Annotated in this window: 14 protein-coding genes; all 14 read right to left on the bottom strand. The window is 38.0% G+C overall.

What is annotated here, in order from left to right:
• Window positions 1-27: 27 nt before the first annotated feature.
• A complete protein-coding gene (locus ISU02_RS09130) occupies window positions 28-1,785 on the bottom strand; it encodes a sensor histidine kinase (protein WP_194701523.1) in 1,758 nt (585 codons plus the stop codon).
• A complete protein-coding gene (locus tag ISU02_RS09125) occupies window positions 1,786-2,457 on the bottom strand; it encodes a response regulator transcription factor (protein ID WP_207736240.1) in 672 nt (223 codons plus the stop codon).
• A 9-nt stretch (window positions 2,458-2,466) separates the two neighbouring features.
• The gene (locus tag ISU02_RS09120) at window positions 2,467-2,940 is read right to left on the bottom strand and encodes a hypothetical protein (protein ID WP_194701521.1); all 474 of its coding nucleotides are present in this window, start codon (window positions 2,938-2,940) and stop codon (window positions 2,467-2,469) included.
• 21 nt (window positions 2,941-2,961) lie between these two features.
• Window positions 2,962-3,786, bottom strand: a complete 825-nt coding sequence (locus ISU02_RS09115) for a hypothetical protein (protein WP_194701520.1) — start codon at window positions 3,784-3,786, stop codon at window positions 2,962-2,964.
• Between the two features lie 280 nt (window positions 3,787-4,066).
• Window positions 4,067-5,293, bottom strand: coding sequence for a tyrosine--tRNA ligase (gene tyrS, locus ISU02_RS09110; RefSeq protein WP_194701519.1), 1,227 nt, complete (start codon window positions 5,291-5,293; stop codon window positions 4,067-4,069).
• 377 nt (window positions 5,294-5,670) lie between these two features.
• Complete coding sequence (locus ISU02_RS24300; RefSeq protein ID WP_194701518.1) at window positions 5,671-6,870, bottom strand: HD-GYP domain-containing protein; 1,200 nt, start codon at window positions 6,868-6,870, stop codon at window positions 5,671-5,673.
• Window positions 6,871-6,917: 47 nt separating this feature from the next.
• A complete protein-coding gene (locus ISU02_RS09100) occupies window positions 6,918-7,268 on the bottom strand; it encodes a hypothetical protein (RefSeq protein ID WP_194701517.1) in 351 nt (116 codons plus the stop codon).
• A 218-nt stretch (window positions 7,269-7,486) separates the two neighbouring features.
• Window positions 7,487-8,335 (bottom strand): DegV family protein, encoded by an 849-nt coding sequence (locus ISU02_RS09095; RefSeq protein ID WP_194701516.1) that lies wholly within the window; start codon window positions 8,333-8,335, stop codon window positions 7,487-7,489.
• A 68-nt stretch (window positions 8,336-8,403) separates the two neighbouring features.
• Window positions 8,404-8,964 carry a GNAT family N-acetyltransferase gene (locus tag ISU02_RS09090; protein ID WP_194701515.1) on the bottom strand — a complete coding sequence of 187 codons (561 nt, stop codon included), beginning with the start codon at window positions 8,962-8,964 and terminating at the stop codon, window positions 8,404-8,406.
• Window positions 8,965-8,973: 9 nt separating this feature from the next.
• Window positions 8,974-9,846, bottom strand: a complete 873-nt coding sequence (rsmA, locus tag ISU02_RS09085) for a 16S rRNA (adenine(1518)-N(6)/adenine(1519)-N(6))-dimethyltransferase RsmA (RefSeq protein WP_194701514.1) — start codon at window positions 9,844-9,846, stop codon at window positions 8,974-8,976.
• Entirely contained in the window at window positions 9,834-10,400 is a 567-nt protein-coding gene (rnmV, locus tag ISU02_RS09080; RefSeq protein ID WP_194701513.1) for a ribonuclease M5, read from the bottom strand. Before rnmV ends, rsmA begins: the two co-directional genes overlap by 13 nt.
• A 20-nt stretch (window positions 10,401-10,420) precedes the next feature.
• Entirely contained in the window at window positions 10,421-11,476 is a 1,056-nt protein-coding gene (locus ISU02_RS09075; protein ID WP_194701512.1) for a 3D domain-containing protein, read from the bottom strand.
• Window positions 11,477-11,616: 140 nt separating this feature from the next.
• Complete coding sequence (locus ISU02_RS09070) at window positions 11,617-12,384, bottom strand: TatD family hydrolase (protein WP_194701511.1); 768 nt, start codon at window positions 12,382-12,384, stop codon at window positions 11,617-11,619.
• 228 nt (window positions 12,385-12,612) lie between these two features.
• The gene (locus ISU02_RS09065; RefSeq protein ID WP_194701510.1) at window positions 12,613-13,452 is read right to left on the bottom strand and encodes a serine hydrolase; all 840 of its coding nucleotides are present in this window, start codon (window positions 13,450-13,452) and stop codon (window positions 12,613-12,615) included.
• Window positions 13,453-13,553: the final 101 nt, after the last annotated feature.

Genomic DNA, 13,553 nt, shown 5'->3' with positions numbered 1-13,553 from the left:
AAATAGTTTATTTTTGTATTGTATATTTTACACAATACTATTACCGTATTTATCCATTTCGAAGCAAAAGAGGACGCCCTTTGCAGTGTTTTCAACACCATAGATTGCCTGATGTTGGTCCAATATCTCCTTCACAATGGAAAGACCAAGGCCACTTCCCCCCAGTGTTTTGGATCTAGATTCATCAGCTCTATAGAACTTATCCCAAACCCGATCAAGCTGTTCTTTAGATAGGGGTTCACATTCATTTTGTATTGTAAATCGAATACGTCTCTCTGAAACACTTGTTTTAACTTCGATACGCGTATCCGGTTGCCCATAGCGTACTGCATTTGAAACAAAGTTGGACACCACACGCTCCATCTTGCGATAGTCCCCAAAAACTTGATCATATTCACAGCGTTCAAAGGTAAAAGACATGCCCTTCTCTGAGGCAAAGCGCGTTTGTTTTAAGATGACGTTTTCAATGAGCACATTGATTTTAAAAGTTTCCAGCTCAAGCTTGTAAGCACCTGTTTGAAGTTTTGAGAGTTCAAGCATATCTTTGACCAAGGCTTCTATTGTGGTCACTTCTTCCAATATGACACCCGAATAATAATCCACATCGTTTTCCACAATGCCGTCTTGCAACCCCTCTGTAAATGCTCTAATGACACCAAGGGGTGTTTTGAGTTCATGTGAAATATTGCGAATAAACTCTTTTCTCATATTTTCAATTTTTCGATCTCTTTCAAGATCATCGAGCAATTTTTCATTTGCATCATTCAGTTCTTTAATTGTTTTTTCCAAATTATAAGAAAGCTGATTTAAACTTCTAGACAATCCGCCAATTTCGTCATTATGTTTGATCTCAATGTACTCATTAAAATCAAAATCTGCCATTTTCTGAGCTTTTTGCTCCAGCTCAATCAAAGGACTTGAAATCATTTTGGAGAATATAAACAAAAATATGGCTCCAAGAAGCAAGGATCCAGTAATTAGAATGGGTGAGAAGTCCGATAGTGCCTGAGTCGCCTCAATAATAGGCTGTTGCTGAGTCATGATAAAGATACTTTTAAGCCCTTTACGATTAGAAGGGAATACCTTTACAATTTGCTTCTTTCCAGTGTCCTCTTCTGTGTAAATAAAGCTCTCATCTTTTTTTATGCCATTTTTAGGTGTAAAGTAATAGTAATCCACCACACCTGCAATCCCTGTGTAATCCACACCAAAGATGAGATCTTGCTGATCCGGTAGGTTAAAACGGATGACAGTGCCTTCTACTTCATCCACTTTTAAGCGATCGTTAAGTCTCGGTTCAATCACGTCAAAAACCATGACGTCGTTTAAAACCATCTGCATTAAGGAAATATTCTTCTTCTGTTCTCCCCAAATATAACCTCTTACCGTAATGCGATCACCTGTATGAACATCCAGTTTCATATAATCAAATTTCGTCAAGACGTTATTTAATTGAACTTCATAAACTCTTCCATCATTATTCAGTATAAAAATCTTATATTTGCGTTCATTGATAATGCTATAATAATTGTCGATCATGGCAATTTTGATATCATTTTGATTTTCAAAATATTGAATATTTTGCTCTAATTCGGTCTGGTTCCAATGAGAAGACTCATATAACGCCATAAAGTCAAAGTACTTTTCATCAATATCATTGATCTTACGTTCAAAATAATATTCTTCAAAAGACTTTAATTGAAGTTTAAATGCTATTGATACAAAGATCACTAAGAAGAGCGTCGTCAAGATGAACAATCTAACAACAACACTTGAACGCTTCATCTATTTCACCTCAAATTTATAACCGATTTTAACGATTGTCTTAATGGCATCACTGCTGTGCGGCAATTTTTTTCTCAGTTTCTTTATGTGAGTATCCACAGTTCGATAATCCCCATAATAATCGTATCCCCAAACTCTATTGAGTATAACTTCACGCGTGAGCACTGCATTTTTATTTTCCACAAGTAAGAGCAATAAATCAAATTCCTTTGGGCTCAATTTGATTTCATCCTCATGATCATATACTTCATAGTTGTCTTTATTAATTTTCAGTTTTCCAAATTGAATATAGTTCGTACTCTCCACAGCGGTGTTCAATCGTTTAAGCAGTGCATTTACACGTGCTACAAGAACCTTGGGACTAAATGGTTTCGTCACATATTCATCCGCGCCGCAATCAAAGCCCTTAATTTTATCTTCATCGTCATCTCTAGCAGTGAGCATGATGATGAGTGCCTGAGAAAACGCTCTAATCTGCTTGCAAGCCTCAAACCCATTGATTTCAGGCATCATAACATCCATTAAAATGACATCTACATGTGTTGTTTTTACGTGTTCAATGGATTCTTTTCCATTCTCGGCTTCAATCACTTTAAAACCTTCTGCTATAAAGTATTTTGCAATGATTTCTCTAAGCCGCCTTTCGTCTTCCACTACCATTATGGTATGCATCTCATTCACCTACTTTGCAATATGCTTAATGTATTCTCTCTCATAGGCCACAATCAATTTTTGAAGTGACTCTGTTTCGATGCGATCGACGAGCCAATCATAATCTGCCTGTGCATAATACTCGCCTAATGATTCTTTTATTTTATCAGATAGGATATCGTCAATATACGCTTTAACGATGGGATTTATGATCTCATTCAAGGTATCATCATCTGCTCCAGCACTCACTTTGGATTTGATCTGTTCATAGAGGTCATCATGATACTCTACGACATCAAAAACCCTCATATCCGCTTGAATTTTTTTTAAAATAGCGTCTAATTGTTCTTCAGTGACAGGTTCCTCTTTTCTTTCCTCAACAGTAGGTTCCAATGTCACCGTTTGAACTTTACCTGTTTCTTTTTGGCAACCGGTTAAAAACACCACTAGAATCACTATAGATAAAAAGAGGATCTCCCACCGTTTAACCCCTTCTTTATGCATCATTTCCCCCATTTTACACAATTATCTCCGTTGATTTTTATAGGCTTGCATTTTCATAATGCGACTGGTATTGATCTGATTGTTTTCCAGTTCCACTTCTTCTGCCTTTATAACTGCAGAGTCTTTTTTCTGCAATTCGTTAATCAATACACTAATGGTATCTGACATCTGTGACAATTTCGCGATTTTATATTTCCTCTTAATGAGTTCGAGATCATTACTTGCAAATCCAAGTATGATATTGGCTTCCTTAAAGCTTATTTTTTCATCTACTATACGGATCACTTGGTCCACTAGAGACTGTTTTGACTCTTTGACACTGACAAAAGGTTTCAATTCACCAGCTTTAAATTCATCACTACCCATCAGATAAGCCGCAAGTCTTTGACGTCTTTCCATTTCTTCATCCGCTTCAGAAATGGGTACTCTATCTGAATTGGACTCTGCCATCGATTGAAAGTCTTTTGAGTATTCTGGAGGACGCACTTCTTTCGTCGGTTTAAAAAAGCCCTCTAAAAACTCTTCTGTTTCCACTTTCAAGGGTTCTCTAATATCCCCTACATCAATCGCCTCTTTACTTGGCGATATGATATTGCTCTCTCTACGCTGGATAAATTCGCCTTCATAACAGACGGATTCACCCTTTAAGTACCCCTTTTGATTGAGTGATTCAAAAGCGAGTTTGGCCCTTACTGTGGAGCACCCCATATAATTGCCAAGGGTCTCTGAAGTCAAATTGATTTCACCTTCCATGTTGAGCAGGATTAACAGACACATTTTTTCGTAGATGTCTAATGTATCCTCTTTGAGTACAGTTTCCAGTATATCTTTAAATTCTATCGCCACGGTTATCATCCTTCCGTTTCAATTGCAAAATCCTCTTTCTTCTTCAAGACATTTATTGCCTTTATACCATTATATCGGGAGTTATGTACTTTATCTAGGTTTAATCTCATTTAATTTTATAGAAAGATTATTTTGACCCCCTAGACCCATAAAATAAAAAAACTCGGAAACACTCTAAATTTAGAGTGAATCACCGAGTTTTATTTTAAACCTTGTTGACTGCTTCGCACCTTGTTTAACACTTAGCGCCCTATTTAATCCGTCGCTCAATACCTAATGATTATTCCACAATCACTTTATGGAACACTTTTTTGCCCTTGCGAATCATAAGCGCTTGATCTTCAAAAAGATCCAAAGTGATATTCATAGCAAAATCACCTACGACTTCATCTTTAACAGAAATCCCCTTTTGTGCCACAAGTCTCTTGCCTTCTCCTTTAGATGCAATGAGTTCTAAGCGAATGAGTAGATCTAAAAGAGGCATGCCTTCGCTAAAATCACTTGCCTTTAAAGTTGTAGATGGGATATTATCACTATCGCCACCACCTGAAAACAATGCTTTTGCCGCCTCTAACGCTTTTTGAGCTTCTTCTTCGCCATGAACGATCTTCGTGAATTCAAATGCCAAAATTTCTTTTGCCTTATTGATCTCTGCACCTTCAAGAGCACCTAATCTTTTAACTTCGTCCATTGGAATAAACGTCAAAAGTCTCAAGCAGTTTTCAACATCTGCATCTTCAACATTTCGGAGGTATTGGAAGAGTTCGTAAGGTGATGTTTTATCGGGATCAATCCAAATCGCACCATTTTCTGTTTTCCCCATCTTCTTCCCTTCACTTGTGAGTAGAAGTTTAAACGTTAGGCCATAAACGGGCTCTTGCTCCATACGTCTCACAAGGTCTACTCCAGCGATGATATTAGACCATTGATCATTACCACCCAATTGCATTTTACATTTATAACGTCGATTAAGTTCTAAGAAGTCATAAGCTTGCATGATCATGTAGTTGAACTCTAAAAAAGTTAATCCTTTTTCTAATCTTTGCTTATAGCATTCTGCCGTAAGCATTCTATTCACAGAAAACTTACTGCCAATCTCTCTGATGAAAGGAATATAGCTGAGTTCGTCCAACCAATCTGCATTGTTGGCAAGGTAGCCATTTTCGCCATCCAAATTCAGGTATTTTTCCATTTGCACTCTGAGCTTATTTCCGTTTTCATTAATTTGTTCTGGTGTAAGCATTTTTCTCATATCGGTTTTACCAGAAGGATCACCGATCTTTGCAGTTCCTGCGCCCACAAGTGCAATCGGTTTATGTCCAGCCTTTTGCATATGCATCATAACCATGATTTGAATAAAATGCCCTAAGTGCAAACTATCTGCAGTTGGGTCAAACCCAATGTAGAAAGGGACTCTTTCATTGCTCAATATTGCCCTCACTTCTTCTTCATGCGTCACTTGCTCAATATAACCGCGTTCAAGTAAAATATCATATACATTTTCCATTTTATCACCCCATCATTTATTTACACTTCGTATCTGATCAAAAAACCTGTGTATAAAAAAACACGGACTATTCTCTCCAAAGGACGAGAATACCCGTGTTACCACCTTAATTCATGTTGCCAAATTCATATAACAACACCTCAAACTGTTTAACGCTCAGCATGCGTAGCAATTTCTCACTATGGCTCATGATCCGTAATTCGAATATAAATCTCTATGATGCTCCCACCAAACACACCACTCTCTTAAACAAAAATCTAAATTCTACTCTAATCACTCAAACACCTCTATGAAATTATAATGCAATTAACAATAATATAAACGAAATCTTTTTAAATGTCAACCTTCACATACACATCTCATATAACGTCGTTTATCTACTCTAAAATTTCAACATTGATACTTCTATCTTTGATAAGATTTATAAAATCATTACCCACCCTTACAAGTGGTCTCGTTGGATAATTCCCATCTATAAAGACGATTGTGCCCTCTTGACCATTGGACAACTTAACTTTTTTACCCAAATAGTATTCTGATAATTTCTTAATAAATATATAGCACACTTTTGAATCAAAGAGTTTTCCACTTGACCAAGACAAGTAGTCTGCCGCCAGAATCGGGGATATACCCTTTTTATAAGGTTTGTCCGTGATCATAGCGTCGAATACATCACATACCATGATAATTTTAGCATAGTCGTGAATTTGATTTTCTCTCAGTCTAAGTGGATAGCCGCTGCCGTCCATTCTTTCATGGTGATGAAGTGCCGCATACTTAATGTTGCTTGAAACCCCTTTTGTCTTAAGTAAAATGCTATATCCAAACTGAGCATGCTTTTTAATGAGCTCGTACTCCTCTAAATCAACTTGTGTGGGCTTCTTTAAGATAAAGTCAGGAATGTTTAACTTGCCAATATCAAAGAGCAGACCCGCTTCTCCAAGTTCTACAAGTTCCTCTTGTGAGTATCCTAGCCATTTGCCTATCATTGTTGCCAATATAGAAACTCTCATAGAGTGCTCAAAAGTATAATCATCTGAATTTTTTAACTGATTAAGCCGCCTTAGAACGTCATTGTTTCTGACCATATCCGGCAGGGTCTTTTCAACATTTTTCCGAATTCTATTTAAATCTAAAACACCATCTTCTTGGATTTGAGTAAATATCTTTTTATTATCTTCTATGGTTTTCTCATGTCTCACATCTATAGGCAAATCAAATTCCCCTGTGAGAATGTTCACTTCCATATTCGCATTTACAAGACTTCTCTGTGCAGGTTCATAGATATGTTGATCGATTTCATCAAGGTCTTTCATGAGTTTTTCGAGGTCGAAAGCTTTGCCATCGGCTTTTGCTTTTTGGGCAAGGTCTTCAACATTCATCTCAATCTCTTCAAAAGCTTCATCTTCATGTTCCAATATGAAAATGTCCATAGGTCCCATCTGAGTAATCAGTGCAATGTGTCTCTTCGTAAGCTTTGTCCCTCTGCTTAAAAGTTCCACAACCCCTTCTGAATCCACAATCGGAGCACCTAAAATCATACCTTCTTCAAGTTGATTAACATCTATTTTTCTCACTGTACACCACCCTTTGAGTATTTCTTCTATTATATCCAAAACTGTCTCTATCTTTCAACATAATATGACTCGATTTCCATCACTAGACTTTCAGGAAAATCCTCTAGAAATATGGTAATTTCATATAATCGGCCTTCAATCGCTCTAAAACTTTTAATTCTGCCAATAAGAGAGTACTTTAAATCGGTAATGACCAAATCCAAGTTCACAAACTTATTTACGGGATATATGCTACGCGTCGTCACGATAATTTTGCCTACTAACAATTTCGTGACATCTACAACTAATGGCATTTCAAGTTCTATAACTTCTGATGCTTCTAAATAGAAGACTTTACTCAACTTATCAGGAAGCTGGCCTTGAATTTCTTGGGGCAAAACATTTTGATCTCGCAACATATAATCACCCACTTTCTATCAAAAGTAATTTTCTGAATATTCCAACATTTGTCTTCTGATATTATTATACCCCTAATGATTTTAATAAAGCAAGAAAAATAGGCCTAAAAAAAGTGCCCTCCCCTTGTTCATATCATTACTGCACTGAGATGGCACCCCGTATAACTCATATGGATTTCATTTATAGATTTCATTTGTAGATTTCATCTTACTTAAAGTTAAAGTTCTCCCTTAAAAAAAATAGCGATAACACCAGGACCACAATGCGCACCTATGACACAGCCCAGTTGATTAATAATAAAATTTTGAGTGCCATACTCAGATTCAAAGTGAGATTTCACCAAAGACGCCTCTTCCATGTTAAGCGTATGCGCAATGCCAATCGTTTGAAACTCACTGCCATGATCACTGACGTAATCCAGCATTTTCACCAGTCTTTTTTTCCTGCCCTTGGCTTTATCTATAGGGACTAAAAAACCATCCTGAACATTTAAAATGGGCTTGATGTTTAAAACACTGCCAATAGTCGCCTGTGTTCTACTGACTCGTCCCCCTTTGAACAAATATTCTAAATCGTCCACTGAAAATAAATGTATGATTTCATGAGTTTGATTCGAAACGGTTTGGATGAGTTCTGCCTTACCCATACCTGCCAAGGCTTTTTGGGCGACTTCCACAACTAATAACCCCAATCCCAAGGACACATACTTGGTGTCAATAATTGTAAGATCAAAATCAGGATAATCTTCTTTTACGGCTTCCATAGCCAGTAACGAAGTTTGATATGTACCAGAAAGATTTGATGAAAATGCCAAGTAGATGTAACTGTCTTTGGTTTGAGCATATGTCTCAAACTTTTCTATGAATGTTTTTAGGGGGATTTGTGCTGTTTTAACAGCTTTCCCTTGAATCATATGCTCATAAAGTTCGTCCGAAGACAGATTGACAGAATCTAAGTATTCTTTATTATCCACGTAAACCGATAGTGGAAGTACGTCAATGTTTAGAGATTGAATAACCTCAATGGGTAAATCACAAGCGCTGTCTGTTATAATTTTAACTGCCAAATCAATCACTCCTTACCTATCATTATGTCCAATATTCTATTCTACATCTATTATACTCTATTTTATCTCTAAACGTCATCTTCATTTAAAATAACCATATGATAGTGATCTTCCCAAATCCCATTAATCTTTAAATATTGCCTTGCAAGACCTTCTTTGACAAAGCCACATTTTTCAACGACCTTTATGGAGCGTTCATTACGCGGCATAATATTTGCTTCTATTCTGTGAAGTTTCATGTATCCAAATGCAATCTTGACAACCGCTTGGATGGCTTCTGTCATATACCCCTTATTAATTTCATCTTTGTCCATTTTATAACCCAAAAAACACGATTTAAAAACGCCTCGAATGATATTAGTAAGTGCCAAGCTTCCAATCGGTCTTTCGAACTGTGTATCCTCTTTTTTAAAAAGCCAAAATCGCACCATATTCATTTTCAAAAACGCTTCCTCTTCGAGTCGTAAAGTCAATTTATGATTCTCCAAAGTGTAAAAAGTTTTCGATTTAGTGTGCTCAAAAGGCTCTAAAAAATCCTTGTTCTTGATGTAAAACTGCATAACTGATTCAGCATAGGACTCATCTAACACTTTTAATATCAATCGCTCTGTTTCATAAATACGTTTCATTCCAAACTCCTAATTTGTTTTCATCACTTTAAATATTTCATTTGAAAGCGTTGCAAATTGGTCAATATCAAGTGCTTCTCCCCTCAGGTTCTCCGACAGGCCACTAGCAGCTAGGGCTGTTCGCACTTGATCTTTATTCATGCCCAAGATGCCGCTTGATAACGCATTTAATAAAGTTTTTCTACGCTTGCCAAAAGCATCCTTAATGGTCTTAAAAAAGATCGCCTCACTCTCTAAAATAACAGGGGGATTTGCTCTCACCTTAAGTCTGATCACACTTGAATCCACATTGGGCATGGGCATAAAAGAACCTCTAGATACGGTGGTCACTATAGAGGGTTCTGTAAAGTATTGCACTGCCACAGACAACGCACCATATGCTTTTGTGGAGGGAACAGCCATCATGCGATCCGCCACTTCTTTTTGTATCATGACAATTAAGTCTGATACAGGTACGCGTTCTTCTAAAAATTTCATAATAATTGGCGTGGTGACATAGTACGGCAAATTTGCAATGAGTTTTGGCTTTTTCGCCCTAAACTCAGATTCAAAAAGCGCTTTCAAATCTAATTTCAAAACGTCATTGTGAATCACTTTTAAATTCTCAAACGCACCAACGGTTTCTTCTAGAACCGGAATCAGTGCACTGTCAATTTCCACAGCAACTACTTTTTCACAATTTTCACAAAGCACTTGCGTCATAACCCCTATCCCTGGACCAATCTCGAGAATATGATCTGTCTCAGACAGTTCCGATCCATCGATAATTCGATCTAAAACGTTAGAATCGATGATGAAATTTTGACCAAGGCTCTTGCTAAATCTAAATCCATATTTCTCCATAATATATTTAATGGTTCTCGGTGACGTCAATCGATCCATAAAGACTCCTCTTTCTCCATAGTTTCAAGTGCACTTGCAAATTCCATCCTTGTGACACCATATCTGTTCAAACGATTTAAAAATTGTTTTGCATTACAATAGCCAATGCCCAATATCTTACCCATGAAAGCCCTTCTATCAGCCGCCTTGTCATTCCCAATTAAATCCGCAAGTACGAGATCAGACCGCATAAATTCATTTACCGCTTTTATTTCAAGCGTCCTCACTTTACTGAGGGCTTCTCTAATAGCAGAAGGTGATGCGTTTTCAATACCAACATCACCCTTCTTAGTCGCTTCTTGACGGTCTAAAAAGGCATGCTTACACCCTTTTACCCGCTTTTCAATTCGATTTCGAATCTGTTCACCCGCATAATCAGGGTCTGTAAATATGATAACCCCTTTGGTCTGTGATGCCCTCTCAATCCGCTTAAAAGTCTCCTCGCGAATGCCAAATCCATGTGTAATGATGATTTCACAATCCACTGCTCTTTTCACAGCAGACTCATCATCTTTTCCTTCTACGACAATGACTTCTTTTATTTGATCTAACATGAATCTATTGCTCCGTTTTTTTATTTTTTAGAATAGCCCACAAGCATCTCTTCTGGAATCTTCTCATCGAGTACATAGACCCTCACACGGTGTACGCCATAGCGCAAAGCTTGTGCTCTGTTACTGATAAAAAGATCAATTCGATTACCTTTTATGGCGCTTCCCGTATCCTCAGCTGACGCAAAACCATAATCCGATGTCCCATCAAGCGATTCCACATAGAGTTTAGAACCTAAAGCAATAACCCTTGGATCTACAGCCACTGCACCAGGTCTCGCTTTTGTACCTGATCGAGTGATACCATAACCCGGATCTCCTGGATTCTTACCGCAACTTTCGTACGACAAGTCATAAGCTGTTGCTCTAAGAATTAAAACTTCCCTATATCTAAAGGGCATCCCTCGACTGGTTACATAGAGCTTATCTAAGCCTTCTTCTATAATTTCAGTTTCCGGCGCCAATACAACTTTATCTGAAACCATCTGCCTAGAAACCTCCGCGTTGTTTTCATAGACGATTTTAAACCGACACTCCAAGGTGCCGTCTTTACCCTCTGATAAGATTTCATGTTCTCCAGGCGATTTTGAATCCGTCATCTTGTAAACTGTATTATAGGGAATTTTCTCAGAAACGGTTTCATAAGCGACCTTGACTCTTACAATCTCTATAAGTCTATCCCTTGCAACAGCATCGTTTAATCTCGGATAAACCTGATCATCTTTTCCAAGTGTAATCCCAGCCGATTCAAGTACTGCACCAACTTTGCTTTCAGTGCTGTATATCGTCGTCTGTTTTTCTCCCTCTACAAGGGTAATCGGTTTTGCACGTTGTATGACTATTTTGCCATCTTTACCGATGGCTTCATCTAGATTTGGCTCAATTCGATCTTCTGTTCTCAAATTGATATCTGCAAGCTTCAAAATTTTAGGTATTTTACTTTCAAAGGTGCTTATGGTGACCGTTTTGTCTTCATCTATGATGACGACTTCATGCTTAAAGACTGTTTTAATACCGAAAATAATGACTAAGCCAAATATGACGAGTAGAAGTAGTGATTTTATACCTCTAGAACTCATATTCATACTCCCATCTTTGGTCAAAGTGTCCAATAATCATTTGGCGTAACCCCTCAATCCTATGCCTTTATCAACAAAATCATGGGACAAAAGGCTATCCTATTCTTTGACTTTTAACACTCTGACACGCTTTATATTTTCTATTCTATTTTAAAATATGCTTTCGCATTATTAAGCGTGATTTCTGCAAGTTGTTCATAAGAGATACCTTTGATATCCGCCATTTTCTGGCATACGTATTTGACATACATAGATTCGTTGCGCTTTCCTCTAAAGGGTTCCGGCGTCAAATAAGGCGAATCCGTCTCAATCATCAACCGTTCAACTGGAACTGTCTCAACGACTTCAACTGCCTTGCGTGCATTCTTAAAAGTCAGCGGTCCCGCAATGGAAATATAGGCGCCAAGTGCCACATATTGTCTGGCAAGTTCTTTACTACCCGAAAAACAGTGCATTAAAACACCCGTTTCAAAAGCCTGTTCTTCTTTTAACAACCTAAGCACATCGTCATTGGCGTCCCGATCATGAATAATCACGGGCATATCAAGAGCTTTTGCAAGTCTAAGCTGTGCCACGAACCACTTCTTCTGGAGTGTCCTCGGTGACAAATCTCGATAGTAGTCGAGTCCGATTTCGCCAATTGCCTTTACTTTTTCCTTTTGAGCCATCGTCTTAAGGCTTGCCAACATTTGATCATCCATCGTTTCAACATCGTGTGGGTGCACACCCACTGCAGCGTAGATAAAGTCATATTTTTCAGCGAGTGCCACAGCCCTTTCACTGGACTCAAAATCCGCACCGGGGTTCATAATATATGAGATATCATTCAACTGCGCACGTCTGATCACAAGATCTCTGTCATGATCAAACTGCTCTGAATCTATATGTGCATGTGAATCAAACAACATGACTTGCCTCCTAAAAACACCATTAATCTTTTAAGTCTCCTGTATAAAAAACACGGTTTATTATACCATACAAAAGTCATAAAGACGATATTTAGCCACTCATTTTCAAATAGCAAGGCTCACAATCCCCCCTCAATAAGGTCCCAGTCCGCGGCGGATGTCTGCGGAAGTCCCTTCATAAGGTGTTTAGTTGTGAGCCTATTTGCATTTACATTAGCATTATTAAGTTTAAAACGAACCTTTAAGCGATAAATAATGATCCAAGATCAATCGACTTACTTTGGGCCCAAACTGGTAGGATTCATGTTCTGAGTAGTACAGTGGATCTCTGAAATCTTTTGTTAAAATTGTGATCACATAGCCGCCGTAAGGGGTGTAGAATAAGCCGCCATCATTCCTACATGCGTTCATACTGCCACTTTTAGAAGCAATTGAAAGGAGTTCTTCATCCCCGGTATCCTCTGAATCAAAGTAATACGGTGTCAGGTCTTTGGTCAACATGGTGTTGTAATGCTGTTTTTTGAGAATTGCCACAAATAAGTCACTCATCTCGGCACTCCAAAGTTTCTTTTTGTAGGCGAGTTCAAAGATCACAGCATACTCACGTGGCGTTGTCGTGCCCAGCTGTCTATAGGCTTCAAAATCAATTTTGTTGTGAAGCCTTGTCTCTTTAAGCCCTAAGATTTCACAAGTTTCGTTAATGGCATCTATACCCAAAAGTTCGATGAGAGTGTTGGTGGCTATATTATCACTTACAATAATCATCAGTGTGGCAAAATCCAAAATAGACAGCTCTAATCCTACGCTAAGCGCTCTTAAGATGCCACTGCCATCGACATAGTTTTCTGGCGTATAACTGATCTTGTCATCTAGATGGATCTGCTTTTCATGCACACGTCTTAAAAGCGTCGCCAGAATAGGCACCTTGATACAGCTTGCCGTTTCAAAGTGTTCATCTGCATTCAGTTCAATGGTGTTGCCCTTAAAGTCGTTTGCATAAACGCCCATTGTGCCACTAAAACTGTAATTGATGGCATTTATTCTTGAAGATAGTGTCAACTTTTCCATTATACCTTCTCCTTCCACATTACGATTGTCCATGATTATTTTATCTCTTCAACTCTATCTTAATCTAATTCTATCTTAATCTTTTTATATCTAAACGACAA

The sequence above is a fragment of the Fusibacter ferrireducens genome (genome assembly GCF_015352425.1).
Taxonomy (GTDB): Bacteria; Bacillota; Clostridia; order Peptostreptococcales; family Acidaminobacteraceae; genus Fusibacter_A; species Fusibacter_A ferrireducens.
This window is presented reverse-complemented; position numbering and strand designations above follow the sequence as displayed.